Origin of the sequence: Haemophilus parainfluenzae (assembly GCF_014931395.1) — a bacterium.
In the GTDB taxonomy this organism is placed as follows: Bacteria; Pseudomonadota; Gammaproteobacteria; order Enterobacterales; family Pasteurellaceae; genus Haemophilus_D.
Genome location: NZ_CP063120.1, coordinates 1,680,274 through 1,700,126, shown reverse-complemented (window position 1 = coordinate 1,700,126; position 19,853 = coordinate 1,680,274). Strand labels below are relative to the sequence as shown.

At 38.8% G+C, this 19,853-nt stretch carries 16 protein-coding genes and 1 riboswitch; of the genes, 11 read left to right on the top strand and 5 right to left on the bottom strand.

Annotation, left to right across the window (positions count from 1 at the left end):
- Positions 1 to 20: 20 nt before the first annotated feature.
- Positions 21 to 965 (bottom strand): gluconeogenesis factor YvcK family protein, encoded by a 945-nt coding sequence (locus tag INP94_RS08585; protein ID WP_197543337.1) that lies wholly within the window; start codon positions 963 to 965, stop codon positions 21 to 23.
- A gap of 157 nt (positions 966 to 1,122) precedes the next feature.
- Positions 1,123 to 1,264, top strand: a riboswitch (molybdenum cofactor riboswitch).
- Between INP94_RS08585 and moaA the strand changes: the two genes are divergently transcribed.
- From moaA to INP94_RS08560, 5 genes are all read left to right on the top strand, one after another.
- Positions 1,253 to 2,266: a GTP 3',8-cyclase MoaA gene (gene moaA / locus INP94_RS08580; protein WP_197543336.1), complete on the top strand. Its 1,014-nt coding sequence runs from the start codon at positions 1,253 to 1,255 to the stop codon at positions 2,264 to 2,266. Its footprint overlaps the riboswitch before it by 12 nt.
- Before the next feature lie 87 nt (positions 2,267 to 2,353).
- Positions 2,354 to 2,836 carry a cyclic pyranopterin monophosphate synthase MoaC gene (gene moaC, locus INP94_RS08575; RefSeq protein ID WP_118795280.1) on the top strand — a complete coding sequence of 161 codons (483 nt, stop codon included), beginning with the start codon at positions 2,354 to 2,356 and terminating at the stop codon, positions 2,834 to 2,836.
- A 1-nt stretch (position 2,837) separates the two neighbouring features.
- Entirely contained in the window at positions 2,838 to 3,083 is a 246-nt protein-coding gene (moaD, locus tag INP94_RS08570) for a molybdopterin synthase sulfur carrier subunit (protein ID WP_005625813.1), read from the top strand.
- Positions 3,084 to 3,536, top strand: coding sequence for a molybdopterin synthase catalytic subunit MoaE (moaE, locus tag INP94_RS08565; protein ID WP_197543335.1), 453 nt, complete (start codon positions 3,084 to 3,086; stop codon positions 3,534 to 3,536).
- A 211-nt stretch (positions 3,537 to 3,747) separates the two neighbouring features.
- Positions 3,748 to 6,039: a YadA-like family protein gene (locus tag INP94_RS08560; RefSeq protein WP_197543334.1), complete on the top strand. Its 2,292-nt coding sequence runs from the start codon at positions 3,748 to 3,750 to the stop codon at positions 6,037 to 6,039.
- Between the two features lie 98 nt (positions 6,040 to 6,137).
- On the opposite strand, the gene INP94_RS08555 is transcribed toward INP94_RS08560, so the two are convergent.
- The 3 genes from INP94_RS08555 to purE all read right to left on the bottom strand — a co-directional run bounded on the left by INP94_RS08555 (position 6,138) and on the right by purE (position 9,120).
- The gene (locus INP94_RS08555) at positions 6,138 to 7,328 is read right to left on the bottom strand and encodes an amino acid aminotransferase (protein ID WP_197543333.1); all 1,191 of its coding nucleotides are present in this window, start codon (positions 7,326 to 7,328) and stop codon (positions 6,138 to 6,140) included.
- A gap of 138 nt (positions 7,329 to 7,466) precedes the next feature.
- The gene (purK, locus tag INP94_RS08550; protein WP_197543332.1) at positions 7,467 to 8,555 is read right to left on the bottom strand and encodes a 5-(carboxyamino)imidazole ribonucleotide synthase; all 1,089 of its coding nucleotides are present in this window, start codon (positions 8,553 to 8,555) and stop codon (positions 7,467 to 7,469) included.
- A 70-nt stretch (positions 8,556 to 8,625) separates the two neighbouring features.
- A complete protein-coding gene (gene purE / locus INP94_RS08545) occupies positions 8,626 to 9,120 on the bottom strand; it encodes a 5-(carboxyamino)imidazole ribonucleotide mutase (protein WP_049363513.1) in 495 nt (164 codons plus the stop codon).
- A 161-nt stretch (positions 9,121 to 9,281) separates the two neighbouring features.
- On the opposite strand from purE, the gene pepN reads away from it, so the two are divergent.
- The 4 genes from pepN (at position 9,282) to rnm (ending at position 15,631) form a co-directional block, all read left to right on the top strand.
- Positions 9,282 to 11,891 (top strand): aminopeptidase N, encoded by a 2,610-nt coding sequence (pepN, locus tag INP94_RS08540; protein WP_197543331.1) that lies wholly within the window; start codon positions 9,282 to 9,284, stop codon positions 11,889 to 11,891.
- Between the two features lie 150 nt (positions 11,892 to 12,041).
- Entirely contained in the window at positions 12,042 to 13,652 is a 1,611-nt protein-coding gene (locus tag INP94_RS08535) for an ABC transporter substrate-binding protein (protein WP_197543330.1), read from the top strand.
- 131 nt (positions 13,653 to 13,783) lie between these two features.
- The gene (gene pyrD, locus INP94_RS08530) at positions 13,784 to 14,803 is read left to right on the top strand and encodes a quinone-dependent dihydroorotate dehydrogenase (protein WP_197543329.1); all 1,020 of its coding nucleotides are present in this window, start codon (positions 13,784 to 13,786) and stop codon (positions 14,801 to 14,803) included.
- Positions 14,804 to 15,631 (top strand): RNase RNM, encoded by an 828-nt coding sequence (gene rnm / locus INP94_RS08525; RefSeq protein ID WP_197543328.1) that lies wholly within the window; start codon positions 14,804 to 14,806, stop codon positions 15,629 to 15,631.
- 28 nt (positions 15,632 to 15,659) lie between these two features.
- Here the strand turns inward: rnm and INP94_RS08520 are convergent, their stop codons facing one another.
- Entirely contained in the window at positions 15,660 to 16,559 is a 900-nt protein-coding gene (locus INP94_RS08520; protein WP_178161144.1) for a LysR family transcriptional regulator, read from the bottom strand.
- A 97-nt stretch (positions 16,560 to 16,656) separates the two neighbouring features.
- Between INP94_RS08520 and topA the strand changes: the two genes are divergently transcribed.
- On the top strand, positions 16,657 to 19,263 hold the full coding sequence (topA, locus tag INP94_RS08515; RefSeq protein ID WP_197543327.1) for a type I DNA topoisomerase: 2,607 nt from the start codon (positions 16,657 to 16,659) through the stop codon (positions 19,261 to 19,263).
- 1 nt (position 19,264) lies between these two features.
- Entirely contained in the window at positions 19,265 to 19,825 is a 561-nt protein-coding gene (locus INP94_RS08510) for an LOG family protein (protein ID WP_197543326.1), read from the top strand.
- Positions 19,826 to 19,853 lie beyond the last annotated feature (28 nt).

Sequence of the window (19,853 nt, the reverse complement as noted above, 5' to 3'; positions counted from 1 at the left end):
CACTTTAACGTGCGGTTTTTTTATTCGTAATCTAATTCACCCACTAATTCATCGATAGCTTTGGCAAGTAATGTTCGATCGTGACGATAGCTGACATCATCTGCATTTAAACGTTTAGCTAAGATTTTAACAGAAGAAATGGCAGACAAATCGACCGCACTTTTTTCGCGATAAGGGGTAATGACACCATCAATGACGGGTTCGCCAACAATTTCATGAATTTTCTGAATGCGATCAGACAAGGAAAGCTGAGAGGCGGCGCCAATTTCCATGCCTAAATTATCTATAAAAATCACTTTCGCTTTGCTATCACGCAGGGCAGTCGCTAATTCAGGTAGCAATAGCGGAGGCATAATGCTCGTCATGAAACTTCCTGGACCAAGCAAAATGACTTCCGCTTGCTCTAATGCTTGGATGGCTTCTTGTGCCGCTTTAACCATTGGCACTAAGAAAAGTGATTGAGGTAATTCCGTTAAATTATCAATGCTCACTTCACCGACAATACTGGAGCCAAAACCTAAACTCGCAGCAAGATGAACAGGCTCTTCTGACATGGGAATAATGTGAGATTTTACTTTGAGTAATTCACGAATCAAGTTAATGGCTTCAATAGGGCGAATATGCATATCTTCTAAAGCTTTAAGCATTAAATTGCCTAAATTATGCCCAGAAAGTTCACCTTCGCCAGTAAAGCGATATTCAAATAATGCGGAGGCCGTGCTTGGCTCAATGATGATTTGGTTTAAGCAATTACGTAGATCGCCCCATGCGATACCACCTCGTTCTTGGCGAATGCGACCTGTTGAACCGCCGTTATCTGTGGTGGTGACAATACCGGTTAAACGCTCTTTCATAAAACTAAGCGCCGATAATACACGCCCTAATCCATGGCCACCACCAATGGCAACAATATGTTTGATTTCGTCTAAATGTTCATGACGGCTGTGACGAGATAAATCAGACATTTTTCTTCCTTTTTTACCTATAAATTATTATAAGAAACAATGTTATATATTTTATTATATAAGTTAATGCTGTTATTTTTATCAATATAGTGAGGTTATTCTATCAAATTATTGCTATTAACCGCTTGCTTTTATTACAATACAGACATAATTTATTTTTAACGCATAACTCCGAGCTTGTTTAGCCTAAGTTTCACAAGAAATACGGCGGCAAGCCAATAACGCGGTATGTTATTCAGGGATACGCTGGAAACGGTTTATCCTCTCCATATTTAGAAAGGTGTAAAATGCAATCCATTCCTATTAAAAACGTGGGAGAGTCTCGCTTGGTCGATCCTTTCCAACGTCAATATTACTATCTACGACTGTCGATTACCGACCAGTGTAATTTTCGTTGTACTTATTGTTTGCCGGATGGCTATCAACCCGAAGCTAACAAGCCAAGTTTCTTAACGTTAAAAGAAATTACACACCTAGCTCAAGCCTTTGCTGAAATGGGTACTGAAAAAATCCGTTTAACCGGCGGCGAGCCTACGTTACGCAAAGATTTTATTCCAATTGCAGAAAGCATTGCGAACATTGATGGCATTCGTCAATTAGCCGTTACGACAAATGGCTATCGCATGGCAAAAGATGTGGCTGATTGGAAGAAAGCAGGGATTACATCTATTAACGTTAGTGTTGATAGCTTAGATCCGAAAATGTTCCATCAAATTACGGGTATCAATAAATTTGATGACGTGATGCGTGGTATCGATCGTGCATTTGAAGTGGGCTACAACAAAGTCAAAGTCAATTCAGTTTTGATGAAAAATTTGAATGACAAAGAGTTTGAACAATTCCTTGTTTGGGTGAAAGATCGCCCAATTCAAATGCGTTTTATCGAACTCATGCAAACAGGCGAAATGGATAGTTTCTTTGATAAATTCCATCTTTCAGGACAAGTATTAGCGGATAAATTGCTGCAAAACGGTTGGCAATTACAACATAAATCCCATACTGATGGTCCAGCTAAAGTATTCACGCATCCTGATTATGCAGGTGAAATTGGCTTAATTATGCCTTATGAGAAGAATTTCTGTGCAAGTTGTAATCGTCTCAGAGTGTCAGCGAAGGGCAAACTTCATCTTTGTTTATTTGGCGAAGAAGGCATTGAATTACGTGATTTATTGCAATCACATGAGCAGCAAGATATTTTGCAAGCCCGTATTTTTGCCACACTTCAAGGCAAACGTGAACATCATTATTTGCATATCGGTGATAGTGGTGTAAGAAATCATTTAGCTTCTATCGGTGGCTAAAAGTAAATAAGTGAATAAACTATTCACTTATTTTGCTTTTGTCACACATGTAAAATATTCAATATTTTAACCGCACTTTATTTTATTATGACTACATTTACGCATATTAATTCTCAAGGCGAAGCCAATATGGTGGATGTTTCTGCAAAGGCAGAAACTGTTCGTGAAGCTCGAGCTGAAGCCATTGTGACTATGTCAAAAGAAACGCTTTCCATGATCGTGGAAGGCAAACATCACAAAGGCGATGTATTTGCTACTGCTCGTATTGCTGGCATTCAGGCCGCGAAACGTACTTGGGAACTTATCCCGCTTTGTCATCCCTTATTACTTTCTAAAGTGGAAGTGAATTTAGAACCGTTACTTGAAACCAATCAAGTTCGCATTCAATCTCTTTGCAAATTAACCGGAAAAACCGGCGTAGAAATGGAAGCATTAACGGCTGCAAGTGTAGCAGCCTTAACCATTTACGATATGTGTAAAGCCGTACAAAAAGATATTGTGATTGAACAAGTTCGTTTATTAGAAAAGAGCGGTGGAAAATCTGGTCATTTTATTGCGGAGGAAAAATAAGATGTTAAATGTTTTATTTTTTGCTCAAACTCGTGAATTAATTGGTGAAGATTCTATTCAGCTTGAAGGCGATTTTGCGACAGCGGAAGCGGTGCGTGAACATCTTGCTCAAAAAGGTGATAGATGGGCGTTAGCATTAGAAAAAGGGAAGCTTTTAGTCGCTATCAATCAAACTTTGATGCCTTTAGAAAGTGCGGTAAAAAATGGCGATGAAATTGCATTTTTCCCACCGGTAACAGGGGGCTAAATGACGGATATTCAGATTTCAGTACAAGAACAACCTTTCGATCAAAATGCCGTTTACCAATGGCTTTCTGAACAACATTCGGTTGGCGCAACGGTTATTTTCGTGGGTAAAGTTCGCGATCTTAATTTAGGTGATGAAGTGTCCAGCTTATACTTAGAACATTATCCCGCCATGACAGAAAAAGCCTTACGTGAAATTGTAGAACAGGCGAAAGCCCGTTGGGATATTCAGCGAGTGTCTGTGATTCATCGTGTGGGAATTTTACATACTGGCGATGAAATTGTTTTAGTCGGCATCAGTTCTGCTCACCGAGGTGATGCTTATCATGCTAATGAATTCATTATGGACTTCTTAAAATCCAAAGCGCCATTCTGGAAAAAAGAACAAACCAATCAAGGTGAACGTTGGATTGAGGCAAGAGAGAGCGATAAAGAAGCGTTAGAGAAGTGGTAATTCAATATAAAAAAATGGTCACTTATGTGACCATTTTTTATTTATAATGAAATAAATATTTATACGAAATATAGCTAATTTATTTTCTACTGATATTTTAAAATATAATTTAATATTGGTTATAATTAGTGTTATATTACGATAAAGGAATTCTATTCAAAATCATTTTTACTTGAATTTTGATGATAATAATATTACTAAGGAATTTATTATGAACCATATCTTTAAAATCATTTGGAACACTGTAAGTCAATGCTGGATTGCTGTTTCAGAACTAAGCAAATCTGTTGGAAAATCATCTCAAACAGACAAACGTAAAACATTAACTGTAATCATTGGTACTGCAGTTTTAGCAGGTGTAAGTACAAGCGCAATGGCTGAAACCAATATTGTATTAAATAATGATGGAAATATTGTTGGTGGTACTGATGTTAGTGCTGTTGCTGGAGTCGGTACCACAGGAGATTCTGTCGTTTTAGGTAAAAAAGCAAAATCAGAAGCAGTGGATAGTATAGTTATTGGTAATAACGTAACAAATAAAGCTCGTTGGTCAATAACGTTAGGAAATAATGCCACAAGCCAATCTGGATATGGTGTAACCCTTGGTGAATATGCATCAAGCGGCAAAGGCTCAAATGCAGTTGCTATCGGAACAATGGCAAAAACTTCTAATGAGAGAGAAGGCGGAAATAGCCAAACAGCAGTGGGAGCAGCATCTTATGCAGAAAGTGAGGCAGCTTCAGCCTTTGGTGCTAATGCCAAAGCAACGGGTGCGCTATCTACAGCTATTGGTACTTCAGCTAAGGCTACAGAAAAAAGTGCTTCTGCTTTTGGTGATAGTGCATCAGCTTCATCATGGGGCGCAACAGCATTAGGTCGTGGTGCATCGGCTAGAGCAGATAATTCTATTGCTGTGGGCTCAGAAGCAGTGACAGAAGGACGAGAATCTACAGCATTGGGACGTCGTTCTTACGCTGGAGCCCAAAGTGCCACAGCTTTAGGTACTTTAGCAAATGCAAGTGCAATCGTTTCGACCGCTGTAGGTAATGGTGCTAAAGCAAGTGCTATTCAAGCTTCGGCATTAGGTAACGGTGCAGAAGCTACTGGTGGAAGCTCAATAGCTATAGGTGCTAAAGCAAAGGCTTCGGGTAGTGATGCATTGGCATCTGGCTCTAATGCTAGCGCTTCATCAATGAATGCCGTTGCGGTTGGTAAAGATAGTAATTCTTCTGCGGTTAATTCCATTGCTCTTGGTACATCTAGTAACGTCTCTGGGGTTAGTGCGGTAGTGATTGGTAATCAAGCAAAAGGTACGCATGAAAACTCTGTGACATTAGGTTCTTATTCATCCAGTGTGGCAAATATTTTTGATAATACAGCGAAGACTTTATCTTCTTTTGATGATACTGCTACAAATACAAAGATTAACTATAATGGCACTTCTTCAACTCAAACCGGTGCTGTTTCTGTCGGTGATGGAAAACTTGTACGCCAGATCCAAAATGTAGGTGCTGGTCGAATTACGGCTACTTCAAATGATGCGGTAAATGGTAGTCAGTTATATCAAGCATATTACAATGCAGGCTTTAACATTCAAAACAATGGTACAGAAACATCACGTATTAATACCCATGGTAAAGTAAATTTTGTGAATGGTGAAAATACCGAAGTTGTTGTAAAAGATGGTGAGAATGCAGCAGATATTAAAGTGAATGCAAAAGACACTTCAGCATCAGTTGAAGCAGGCTCAGATGCAATTACTGTAACAGTGGGCGAACCAACCAAAGTTACTGGAAAAGATGGTGTAACTGTAACTACAGTAACCAACTATAAAGTGGATCTTTCACAAAAAACTAAAGATGAAATTAAAAATGCAGCGGGTCGTGGATTTAACGTGACAGCAAGTGCATCTGAAGGTACTGTTGTAAATGAAGTGACAGAAGAAACAGTTCAATCTACTGCAACCAAAATGGATAAGTTAACACTTGATGCGGGTAAAAATATTAAATTAACCCACAAAAAAGGAAAAGTGTTAAGTGTTGCAGTATCGGATACACCAACATTTACCAATGTCACAACAACGGGTGATCTTAACGTTGGAGGTACAATCCATGCACATGGTGGCTTGGATGTTCACAATAATCGTATTGTGAATGTAGCCGATCCTAAAGACCCAACTGATGCAGTAAATAAACGTTATGTTGATAATGCAGTGAAAAACATTAATAACAACATTAATCGTTTAGACAACAAAATTGATCACGTTGATCGTAAATTACGTGCAGGTATTGCAGGTGCGACAGCGATTTCGTTCTTACAACGTCCAAATGAAGCAGGTAAAAGCTTAGTTTCTGTTGGTGTTGGCGGTTATCGCAATGAAAATGCATTAGCAGTTGGTTATGGTCGAAATTCTGATAATAATAAGGTTTCGATTAAAGTTGGTGCAAGTATCAATACCCGTAGTGATATGAACTGGGGTGGAAGCATCGGTTACCAATGGTAATTGTTTGATAAAAAGGCAGAGTAAAATCTGCCTTTTCTTTTGATATGTAGAAATAAAAAAGTGCGGTCAAATTTAACCGCACTTCTTATTTTTATTGATTAAAGCACTTTAACGATGCTTTCGCATAAATAACGAACATTGTCTTCAGTGATACCAGCTACGTTGATACGACCAGAACGAACAGCGTAAATTGCAAATTCTTCTTTTAAGCGATCAACTTGTTCAGGTGATAAGCCGCTGAAAGAGAACATACCGTTTTGTTCCATAATAAAGCTGAAATCTTGTTCTGCACCATATTCTTTTAATAACTGAACGAATAAATGACGCATTTTTTTGATACGTTCACGCATTTCAGTTAATTCATTTTCCCATTCTTGACGAAGTTGTGGATCATTTAACACTGTCGCTACGGTCGCCCCACCGTGAGACGCAGGGTTAGAGTAGAGTGTACGAATAATTGATTTCACCTGTGTTAATGCAGTTGAAGCAATTTCTGCATTTTCTGCCACAAGGGTAAAGGCACCGACACGCTCATTGTATAAACCAAAGTTTTTAGAGAATGAACTCGCCACTAATAATTCTTTATGATTTGCCGCAAAAGCACGTAAACCGTAAGCATCTTGGTCTAAGCCATTGGCTAAACCTTGATAAGCAAAGTCAAAGAGTGGTAACCAGCCGTTTTTCGCTGAAAGTGCGGCTAATTCTTGCCATTGTTCAGGGGTTGGGTCAATACCAGTTGGGTTGTGGCAGCAACCGTGTAAAAGCACGACATCGCCTTCGCTTGCTTGGCTTAAATCTTCAAGTAAATGTTCCCAGTCAAGGGCTTTGCGTTCAGCATCATAATAACGATATTCACGAATTGTCATGCCCACTGCATTAAAAATGGCATTGTGGTTTGGCCATGTTGGCGTACTAATCCATACATTTTGTGCTTTGGTTTGGCGTTTGATGAACTCCGCAGCAATACGTAATGCACCTGTACCACCTAAGCTTTGTACCGTTCTTGCTCGATTCGCTTTAATGACCTCTGAATCTTTACCGAAAAGGAGTTCTTTTGTGCGTTCGTTATAATCGGCAATACCATCGATAGTTAAATAGTTTTTCGTTTTTTCGTTATCAAATAAGCGTTTTTCGGCTTCTTTTACCGCACGCATAATTGGCGTTGTACCTTGTGCATCTTTATAAACGCCAATACCTAAGTTGATTTTATTTTCACGTGTTTCAGATTTGAATGCTTCGCCTAAGCCTAAGATAGGATCGGCCGGAGCCGCTTTGATATGTTCAAACATAGCTTTTCCTTATGTATGTGTTGTGAGATGAGTAATTTTATACTTCAGTCAATGGATTTTATCAAGAAGAACCTAATAAAAATCAACCGCACTTTGATGTTTTTAGATATTCATCAAAAAGTGCGGTTATTTTTTCGATTATTTTAATTTCTTAATCGCCCAATTTAAATCGGATTGATAGTCTTCAGGGAGTTCGTGACGAAGTTTTTCAAGCTGTTGGATAATGATTGTTTTATCAGGATGCGTAATATTAATATGACCTAATTTTCTACCTGGACGAACTTCTTTACCATACCAATGTAACTGGGAGAAAGGCGTGTTCAACCATTGTGGATTATGCTCTGTACCAATCAAATTGACCATGACACTTGGTGCAATAGGTTGTAATGACGGTGTAGGTAAATCTAATAAAGCACGTAGATGCAATTCAAATTGACTAATAGCGCACCCTAGTTGTGTCCAATGTCCACTATTATGCACACGAGGGGCAAGTTCATTAATTAATAATTTATCACCCACCACAAAGCATTCCATTGCCATTACGCCGATATATTCAAGCTTATCCATGATTTTTCCAAGCATAGATTCAGCCTGAATTTGTTGGCTTTGTTGTTGCGGGAATGAAATATCTGTCACACTGTAACGTAAAATACCATTTTGCTGTAGGTTATGTGTCACTGGATAGAAACGTTTTTCACCGTTTTTAAATCTTGCACCCACGATAGACACTTCGTAATCAAAAGGAATGAATTTTTCTGCGATAACTTCACCAAATAAATCGTCCGTAATGTCACGTTGATTACTTTCAGTAATAATCCATTGGCCGCGACCGTCATAACCACCTGTGCGACGTTTTACCACGACTTTTTCGCCCACGTTTTTAAATACTTCAGTCCATTGAGTTTTATCTTTTAATAAACACCATGGCGAGGTAGAGAGCTTGAGTTCATCCAGTAAAGATTTTTGGGTAAGGCGATCAGCTAATAAGCCAAAAACATTCTGATTAACGAAATTTTTATGATGACCTAATAATTCAGTTAACGGTGTTTTTTCCCAACGTTCAATTTCTGCGGTAATGATGGCATCTTTAGGTAAATCAAATACGGGCGCATTAAACTCAAGTGGTTGAACATGAATGTCTAATGGTGCGCCGGCGTAACGTAACATTCTGCCGAGTTGACCATTACCAAGCACATAAACGGTAGGATAGAGGGTAGAGTTTTGCATAAAATTTCTCATCAAATCTAGCTAAAAAAACAACCGCACTTTAAAAAGTGCGGTCAAATTGAAAGGTGTTTTATGTACGTGGATCAGGATTATCCAATACCATATTAGTTTGATTTTCGCGGAATGCTTGTAGGCGAGCGAATAATGCATTATCCCAACCAGCAAGAATTTGTGCGGCGAGTAATCCTGCATTCGCTGCACCAGCAGGGCCAATTGCTAAGGTACCGACAGGAATGCCTTTAGGCATTTGCACGATAGAATAGAGACTATCAACACCGCTTAACATAGAGCTTTTAACAGGGACGCCCAATACGGGCACAAGCGTTTTGGCCGCAATCATACCAGGTAAATGTGCTGCACCACCTGCACCTGCAATAATCACTTTGTAACCATTCTTTTGTGCATTTTCAGCAAATTCAAACAGTTTGTCGGGGGTTCGATGTGCGGAAACCACTTCAACATGATATGCCACATTGAGTTCATCTAAAATTTGAGTTGCTTCTTGCATGGTAGCCCAATCGCTTTTAGAGCCCATAACAATAGCAATTTGTGCGGTATTTGACATATTTTTAAAAATTTATCTGATAAAAAACGATGCGTAGAATAGCATATTCAACCACTTTTAAGCAATCGTTTGCTATGCAGTAAAGACTGAAAATTACATTGCAAGTTTTGTCATAAAATTTTATCCTAATAGGAGTTTTTTTCTTAGAAATAGAGCAGATTATGTTAGCTAAAGCGAAATATAGAAAAGATTACAAACAACCTGATTTTACAGTTACGGATATTTTCCTTGATTTTCAATTAGATCCTAACCATACCGTTGTCACTGCAAAAACAACCTTCCAACGTTTAAACGACGAAGCAACACACCTACGATTAGATGGTCATGGTTTCCAATTTGCTTCTATCAAATTTAATGGCAAAGATTTCAAACATTATCATCAAGACCACGAAAGTTTAACGTTAGATTTAACCAATCAAAGTGCGGCCAATTTTGAACTTGAAATTGTGACGAATCTAGAGCCTGCACAAAACACCTCTTTACAAGGGCTTTATCAATCAGGTGAAGGCATTTGTACTCAATGCGAAGCAGAAGGTTTCCGTCAAATTACCTATATGCTTGATCGTCCTGATGTATTAGCTCGCTATACAACCAAAATTACCGCAGATAAAACTAAATATCCTTACTTGCTTTCTAATGGTAACCGCATTGCAAGTGGCGAGTTAGAGGATGGTCGTCATTGGGTTGAATGGAATGACCCATTCCCGAAACCAAGCTATTTATTCGCTTTAGTGGCTGGTGATTTTGATTTATTACAAGATACCTTTATGACAAAAAGTGGTCGTGAAGTAGCTTTAGAGCTTTATGTTGACCGTGGCAATCTTGATCGTGCCTCTTGGGCAATGGAAAGTCTGAAAAAAGCGATGAAATGGGATGAAGACCGTTTCAATTTAGAATACGACTTAGATATTTACATGATTGTTGCCGTGGACTTCTTCAATATGGGCGCCATGGAAAATAAAGGGTTGAATATTTTTAACTCTAAATTTGTGTTGGCAAATCCACAAACAGCAACCGATGATGATTACCTTGCCATTGAAAGTGTGATTGCACACGAATACTTCCATAACTGGACAGGGAACCGTGTAACTTGCCGTGATTGGTTCCAATTAAGTTTGAAAGAAGGTTTAACAGTTTTCCGTGATCAAGAATTTTCATCTGATACAGGTTCTCGAGCAGTCAATCGTATTAATAACGTGAAATTCTTACGTACGGTGCAATTTGCCGAAGATGCAAGCCCAATGTCACACCCAATTCGCCCTGAAAAAGTCATTGAAATGAATAACTTCTATACCGTGACCGTATATGAAAAAGGGGCTGAAGTGATTCGTATGTTGCACACTTTATTAGGTGAACAAGGTTTCCAAAAAGGGATGCAACTTTATATTGCTGAAAACGATGGTAAAGCGGCAACCTGTGAAGATTTTGTGTCTGCAATGGAACGTGCGAATGATGTTGATTTAGCACAATTCCGTCGTTGGTATAGCCAATCAGGTACGCCAGAATTATTGATTAGCGATGCCTATGATGAACAAACTCATACTTATCGTTTAACGGTTTCACAATCCACACCGCCAACTGCGGACCAAATGGAAAAAGTAAACTTACATATTCCATTGAAAATTGCACTTTATGATGCCAACGGCACGAAACAAATGTTACAGCATAACGGTGAGTTGCTAAGCGATGTGCTAAATGTGACAGAAAAAGACCAAGTGTTTGAGTTCCATGGTATTTATGGTCGTCCAATTCCTGCGTTATTATGTGATTTCTCTGCACCGGTAAAACTTGATTATGATTACACCACAGAGCAGTTATTAGGTTTACTTAAATTCGCTGATAACCAATTTGCTCGTTGGGATGCAGCACAAATGCTGTTTACTCAAGAATTGCGTCGTAATGTGGCTCATTTCCAACAAGGTGAAGCCTTTGACATTTCACCTGATGTTTTGACCGCACTTGCGCATGTATTGGAAAATTATGAACAAGATATTGAATTAGCCACATTAATTCTGACCTTGCCAAAAGACATTGAGTTTGCAGAAAGCTTTAAAACGATTGATCCAGATGGCATTGCAGCTGCAAGAGAATTTATGTTGGTGCAAATTGCAGAATACTTAAAAGAAGATTTATTGCGTATTTACACCCATATTCGTCTTGAAGATTATCGAGTAACACAAGAAGATATTGCCTTACGAGCAATGCGTAATCTTTGTTTAAGTTATTTGGCTTACACCAATCTTGGTAATAATGTAGTCCAAAAACATTACAATAATGCCAATAATATGACAGATATGTTGGCGGCATTAAATATGGCAACCAAAGCGGCATTATCTTGTCGAGATGCCTTGTTAGCGGATTTCGAACAAAAATGGCAACATGATGGCTTAGTCATGGATAAATGGTTTGCTTTACAAGCAACTCGTCCTGATGAAAACGTATTGGAAATTGTACAAGCATTAATGGATCACCCAAGCTTTAACTTCAACAATCCAAACCGTTTACGTTCATTAGTGGGTAGCTTTGCAAATCACAACTTAAAAGCTTTCCATCATATTAGTGGCTCAGGCTATCGTTTCTTAACAGATGTTTTAATTCGTTTAAATGAAACAAATCCACAAGTGGCTGCACGTTTAATTGAGCCATTAATTCGTTTCTCACGTTTTGATGCACAACGTCAAACCTTAATGAAACGCGCCTTAGAACGATTAAGTGCTGTTGAAGATCTCTCAAAAGATTTATTTGAGAAGATTGAAAAAGCCTTGCAATAATCTCTGAACAGATACTTCATAAATTCAATACGGGATGTCTAAGACATTCCGTATTTTTTTCAAATTTGTTAACTATATCAATCTTTTCTTTTATTGCCTTTGATAGAATGATTAATGGCATTTCGCCATATTAGTTAATAAGGATTTTATATGAAAACATACAAAACATCAGTGCTGGTCAGTATGATGCTTGGCATTTTTTCAACAACAGCATTTACAGCCACTGTGCCTGCTGGTACAACACTTTCTGAAACACAGATTTTCCGTCAAAATACACATAGTGATCCCGGGTCACTTGATCCTCAATTGGTGCAAGAAAATACAGCTGCACAAATTGTGATTGATTTATTTGAAGGATTAATTTGGTTAGATGAAAATGGACAAGTACAGCCAGCGCAGGCAGAGAAATGGACAGTCTCTGACGATGGTAAGATTTATACTTTTTCATTACGTGATGCAAAATGGTCAGATGGTACACCGGTAACGGCTCAAGATTTCGTGCTAGGTTGGCAACGAGCAGTTGATCCTAAGTTTGGTAGTCCAAATGCCAGTTATTTGTCTAAAGCACATGTTTTAAATACAGAAGATGTGATGCAAGGTAAACAGCCTATAAGTGCGTTGGGTATTAAGGCGATTAATGATAAACAACTTGAAATCAAACTAACCCAAGCCACACCTTACTTCTTACAGCTACTGGCATATCCAACAATGTTCCCTGTTCCCCATCATAAATTGACACAATTTGGAGATAAATGGGCAACCCCTCAAAATATAGTGAGTAATGGAGCTTATAAATTAAAACAATGGACAATTAACGAGAAAATTACAGCGGAACGTAACCCATTTTATTGGAATGATAAAAAGACGCTCATTAATACTTCAGAATATCTATTTCAAGAAAGTTTGGCTTCAGCATATCAACGTTACCAAGCTAAAGAATTGGATTTAACTTGGATACCAGTGGAGCAAATACCACATATTCAGAAAAATACGCCAAGCGCGTTACTTGTGGTCCCGAGACTAACGACTGAATTCTACACGTTCAATGTGGCGAAACCACCATTTGATAACGAAAAGGTACGCAAAGCGCTATATCTTACGTTAGACCGACCATTAATAGCAGAACATATTATTGGCTTGCGTAAACCTGCTGCGACATTAACCCCACCTGAAGTCGATGGTTTTAATGCGCCGAATATTGTTGAGTTGAGTCAACCATTAACGGAAAGGGTTGAACAAGCTAAAAAATTATTAAATGATGCAGGATATAATGAAAAACATCCGCTCCAGTTTGAGATTTTTTATAACAAGTATGCGACACATGAAAAAGTTGCGTTAGCGTTAGCTTCAGAATGGAAAAAACAATTAGGTGCAGATGTGAAATTACGTACGATGGAATGGAAAACCTATTTAGGCGAACGCAATATGGGAAATTTCCAATTGTCTCGTATGTCAATTGATGCGGAATATAATGAGCCATCAGCATTTCTTAATTCATTAGTTTCAACATCTCCCGAAAATGTGGGGCTGTGGAAGAATGAGAAATTTGATCAAATCATGAAAGAAGCACAAAGTACTTTAAATGATAAGACGCGTGCTGAATTATATCGTCAAGCAGAGCTGATTATTGCGGAAGAGACGCCTCTAATCCCGATATTCTATTCACCGTTGATCAAAGTAATTAATCCAGCAGTAGGTGGATTCCCAATGCATAATCCACAGGATTATGTTTATACTAAGGAGCTTTATATTCGCAAGTAGAGTTATCTAAGTACCTTTCGTTGCATATACTTTGCTTTCATTTTAAAATGCAACACAACTTTTCAACAAAAGTGCGGTAAAATCAACCGCACTTTCCATTTACAGTGAACTATCCTGAGAGATAAACGAGTATGTATTCTTTGATCCGTAAAGCCATCTTTTCCCTTGATCCTGAAACCGCCCATGATTTAGTGATTAAATTATTGCATTTAGCGGGTAAATCGCCTTGTCAATTTTTATTGAAGCAGCTTTTGGCTTGTCCACAAGGTACGCCTAAGCAAGTGATGGGCATTACCTTTAAAAATCCTATTGGGTTAGCTGCGGGGGCTGATAAAAATGCCGAAGCCATTGATGGATTTGGTGTGATGGGATTTGGTTTTATTGAAGTAGGAACGGTTACGCCTTTGGCACAGGAGGGAAATGCGAAACCTCGCCAATTCCGTTTAGTGGAAGCGGAAGGGATTATTAATCGTAATGGATTCAATAATTATGGCATTGATTACGTGGTCGAGAATGTTAAAAAGGCAAAATTTGATGGCGTAATTGGGATTAATATTGGCAAAAACAAAGTCACACCGCTTGAAAAGGGTAAAGATGATTACCTATTTTGTCTAAATAAAGCCTATAACTATTCGGATTACATTACGGTAAATATTTCATCACCGAACACGCCGGATTTACGCCAATTACAGTATGGTGATTACTTTGATGATTTATTGCAAAGTATAAAACAGCGTCAAAAAGTATTAGCTGAGCAATATAACAAATATGTACCGATTGCAGTAAAAATTGCACCTGATTTATCTGAGAGCGAGCTCGTCCAAATTGCAGATACCTTACTTCGTCATCAAATGGATGGGGTAATTGCGACGAATACGACGATTTCACGTGACAACGTCGCAGGTTTGAAAAATGCTGAGCAACAAGGTGGCTTAAGTGGAAAACCGTTACAGCATAAAAGCACAGAAATTATTCGAAGATTGCATCAAGAACTGAAAGGGCAAATTCCGATTATTGGGAGTGGTGGTATTGATGGTGTACAAAATGCACAAGAGAAGATTGAAGCGGGTGCTGAATTGTTACAAGTTTATTCAGGTTTGATTTATCACGGTCCAAGCTTAGTTAAAGAATTAGTGAAAGCGATTAAATAAATGACAAAAAAATATGATTTACATTGCCATAGTACGGCTTCAGATGGTGTTTTAACACCTACAGAGCTTGTGCAACGTGCTCATGAACAAGGTGTCAATGTGCTTGCTTTGTGTGATCACGACACAGTAATGGGCATTGATGAAGCTAAAATTGAAGCAAATAAATTAGGTATTGAGTTAATTAATGGCGTGGAAATTTCAACGAATTGGGAAGGTCGTGGCATCCATATTGTTGGACTAAATTTTGATAAAATGCATCCTAAAATGACCGCACTTTTAGCCGAACAAAAATCACTGAGAGAAAAAAGAGCGGTTGAAATTGGCCATAAATTAGAAAAAGCAGGCGTCCCCAATGCCTATGAAGGCGCAAAAGCATTGACCAATGGGGAAGTAACTCGTGCGCATTATGCGCGTTATTTGGTACAAATAGGAAAGGTTTCAAATGATGGGCAAGCCTTTAAGCGTTATCTAGGCAGTGGAAAATCGTGTTTTGTCAAAGCTGAATGGGTAGATATTCCAACAGCGATTGATACGATTCATGCAGCTGGTGGTGTTGCCGTCATTGCCCATCCTATGCGTTATAACATGACAGGAAAATGGATTCGTCGATTAATTGTTGATTTTAAACAATGGGGTGGTGATGGCATGGAAGTCGCGGATAGTAGACAAACGAAAGATCAGCGTCAATATCTTGCGCGTTTAGCCAATGAATATGACTTAGCCGCCTCTTTAGGCTCGGATTTTCATTTTCCTTGTGGATGGATTGAATTAGGAAAAAATTTGTTTTTACCTGAAGAGGTTAAACCAATTTGGGCATTATTTGAATAATAAAGGGCGGTCAATCCGCCCTTGTTTTTTATATTTGACTGTTCTCACACAAACCGAGGCTCGCGAGAAATTCAATAAATGCACGAACTTTTGCTGGTAAATGACGACGGTTTGGGTAAACCACATAAATATCTAAAGGTTTTTGTTTATATTCAGACAAAATTTCAACTAACTCACCTGAAGCAAGCGCATCTTTGACAAAGAAGCTAGGTGAATTACTGATGCCCAATCCCGCTTTTGTCATTTCTAACAATGCCATACCATTATTGGAAACCACTTTAGATTGAATTTTATACCGTTGAATTTGATTGGCTTTTGTTGATTGCCAATGCACTTGATTTAATGATGATTTATAAAGTAAACCTTGGTGATATTCTAAATCGTCAGGTGTAAGTGGTGTGCCTCGTGCTTCTAAATAACTTGGAGAGGCAACAAAATGCATAGGGGAGCTACTAATTTTACGCGCAACAAGTGAGCTATCTTGCATATAGCCAATCCGTAATGCTAAGTCATAGCCCTCAGCAACAAGATCGACACGTTTGTCTTCAAATTCAATTTCTACGTGTAAATTGGGATGAAGTTCAATAAATTTAGGCAGGTTAGGCGAAATATAAAGTAAGCCAAAATCACGTGGCACAGAGATTAATAAATTGCCTTGTAAGCTCGTCGCCATATTACTAATGCTAGAATCAGCCTCGCTTAAATCTAATAAAATGGCTTGGCAACGTTGGTAATAAAGCATACCAGCTTCAGTTGGTACAATTTTTCGTGTTGTACGTTGTAATAATCGTGTTTTTAAATGTTCTTCTAATTGTGAAACTAGTTTACTCGCCATCGCTACAGAAATATTCTGTTGGTTTGCGGCTTGTGTAAAACTTTGCGTTTCGATTACTTTACAGAAAACCGAAATTGCATTGAGTTTATCCATTTATAAATCCTTTTTGAAAAAAAGCTTGATTTTATCGGCGTAAGTTTGCAGTATATCGCCAATTTTACAGAATTCTAGTTATATTTTAGGTAAGCAAATGAGCAAATCTTTAGTGATTGTGGAGTCGCCAGCCAAAGCGAAAACCATCAATAAATATTTAGGTAGCCAGTATGTGGTGAAATCCAGCGTAGGGCATATTTGTGATTTGCCTACTGCAGGGAGTAGCACAGGCGAGAAGGCTAAACCCGTTTCCACTAAAGGATTAAGTGCTGAAGAGAAAAATAAAATTAAAGCAGAAAAAGACCGCGCAGCCTTAGTGAAACGTATGGGGATTGACCCCTATGACGATTGGAAAGCCAATTACCAAATTCTACCAGGCAAAGAAAAAGTGGTAGCCGAATTAAAATCCCTTGCTAAAAAATCCGATCATATTTATCTCGCAACCGACTTGGATAGAGAAGGAGAGGCTATCGCGTGGCATTTACGTGAAGTCATCGGTGGCGATGATAGTCGTTTTAGCCGCGTTGTATTTAATGAGATTACGAAGAAAGCGATTGAAAAAGCATTCCAACATCCAGCTCACATTAATATGGACCAGGTTAATGCTCAGCAAACCCGTCGTTTCTTAGACCGCGTGGTAGGCTTTATGGTGTCGCCATTATTATGGAAAAAAGTGGCGCGAGGTCTATCTGCCGGACGTGTGCAATCTGTTGCCGTGAAATTAGTGGTCGAGCGTGAACGTGAAATCAAAGCATTCCAACCAGAAGAGTTTTGGGAAATTGAAGCGCTAACCCAAACGAGCAAGAAAGAAGACTTACGTTTGGATGTTGTGCAATATAAAGGCAAGAAATTTGAGCCTAAAAATGAAAAAGAAGCCCAAAGTGCGGTCGATTTCTTAAACAAATCGCATTACGTTGTCACAGATTTAGAAACAAAACCAACAGGTTCTAAACCAAGAGCACCATTTATTACTTCAACCTTACAACAAACTGCAAGTACGCGTTTAGGTTTTGGGGTGAAGAAAACCATGATGTTGGCACAACGTTTATATGAAGCCGGTTACATCACTTATATGCGTACGGACTCAACCAACTTGAGCCAAGATGCATTAAATATGGCACGCTCTTATATCGAAAGCCATTTTGGCAAAGATTATTTGCCCGCTAAACCGAATTTCTATTCGAGCAAAGAAAATGCACAAGAAGCGCACGAAGCGATTCGTCCTTCTGATGTAAAAATGCTTGCGGATCATTTAAGTGGCATGGATAAAGATGCCGTGCGCTTGTATGATTTAATCTGGCGTCAATTTGTAGCCTGCCAAATGCCGGCTGCACAATATGACAGTACAACGGTTACCGTAATGGCGGGTGATTATGAATTGAAAGCTAAGGGCCGTATTTTACGCTTTGATGGTTGGACAAAAGTCTTGCCACAATTAGGTAAAAATCCCGAAGACCAAATTTTACCGGCTGTGAGTTTGAACGAAACATTAGCACTAAAAACAGTTTCGCCAAGCCAACACTTTACCAAACCACCCGCTCGTTTTACCGAAGCAGCATTAGTTAAAGAATTGGAGAAACGTGGTATAGGTCGTCCTTCGACTTATGCGGCAATTATTTCGACTATTCAAGAACGTGGTTATGTACGCATTGAAAATCGCCGTTTCTATGCCGAGAAAATGGGCGAAATCGTTACTGATCGCTTAAATCAATCTTTTACTGATTTGATGAGCTACGACTTCACTGCCAACATGGAAAACGTACTAGACCAAATAGCATCAGGTGAGAAAAATTGGAAGGCTGAGTTAAATCAATTCTTCAAAGATTTTTCTACCCAACTTTCTACGGCTGAATTAGATGAGCTAGAAGGTGGAATGAAGCCGAATAGCCTTGTGCTCACCGATATTGATTGCCCAACTTGTGGCCGAAAAATGGCGATTCGCACAGCAAGTACAGGTGTCTTCCTTGGTTGTTCTGGTTATGCATTACCACCAAAAGAGCGTTGTAAAACAACGATTAATCTCATTCCAGAAGCAGAATTACTCAATGTATTAGATGAGGCTTCTGAGACCAAAGCCTTAATGGATCGTAAACGTTGTCCGAAATGCGGTACCGCGATGGATAGCTACATCATTGACCCACATCGTAAATTACATATTTGTGGTAACAATCCGAATTGTGATGGTTATTTGGTTGAACAAGGCCAATTCAAAATTAAAGGCTATGACGGTCCGATTGTAGAATGTGATAAATGCGGTGCTGATATGCACTTAAAACTCGGTCGTTTTGGTAAATATATGGGATGTACCAGCTGTGATAACACCCGTAAGATTTTGAAAAACGGCGAAGTTGCACCACCAAAAGAAGAGCCCGTTCATTTCCCAGAACTGAAATGCGAAAAATCCGATGCGTATTTTGTATTACGTGATGGTGCAAGTGGCGTGTTTATGTCAGCACATAACTTCCCGAAATCACGTGAAACTCGACCGGCAAAAGTGGCTGAATTAGCGCTTTATCGTGATCGTTTACCGGAAAAATTACGTTATTTAGCGGATGCGCCACAAAAAGACCCTGAGGGTAATGAAGCCATTATCCGTTTCAGCCGTAAAGAAAAACATCAATATGTGACTTCTGAAAAAAATGGTAAAGCCACAAAATGGATTGTGGATTATATTGATGGGAAATGGGTAGAACGGAAAAAGTAGGATGAACATCACGGTTTATTGCGGTGCAAGTTTAGGTAATGATTCAGCCTATCAGGCTGCCGCAACAAAATTAGGGAAATGGATTGCTGATGGTCAACATACTTTAGTTTATGGTGGCGGAAAATTGGGATTAATGGGCGTAGTTGCAGATACTGTACTTGCTCATCAAGGTAAAGTAATTGGCATTATCCCTCAATTTTTACAAGACAGAGAAGTTTCACATCCTAATTTAACTAAGACAGTAATTGTTGAAAGCATGTCTGAGCGAAAAAATAAAATGATTGAGCTTGGCGATGCTTATATTGCTTTGCCTGGCGGACCTGGCACTTTAGAAGAAATTGCTGAAGTGATTTCTTGGGCGCGAATTGGAAAAAATAACAATCCTTGTATTCTGTTTAATGAAAAGGGGTATTTTGATTCACTAAAGTCCTTTTTTAGCCATATGGTGAAAGAAGGCTTCTTTACTCAAGGTGATTTTGAGAAGATTTTATTCTCGAATAATCTTCAAGAAATCGAAACCTTTATTGAACATTACCAACCTCCAGCGTTAAGAACATATTAAAAAAGTGCGGTTAAATTTGACCGCACTT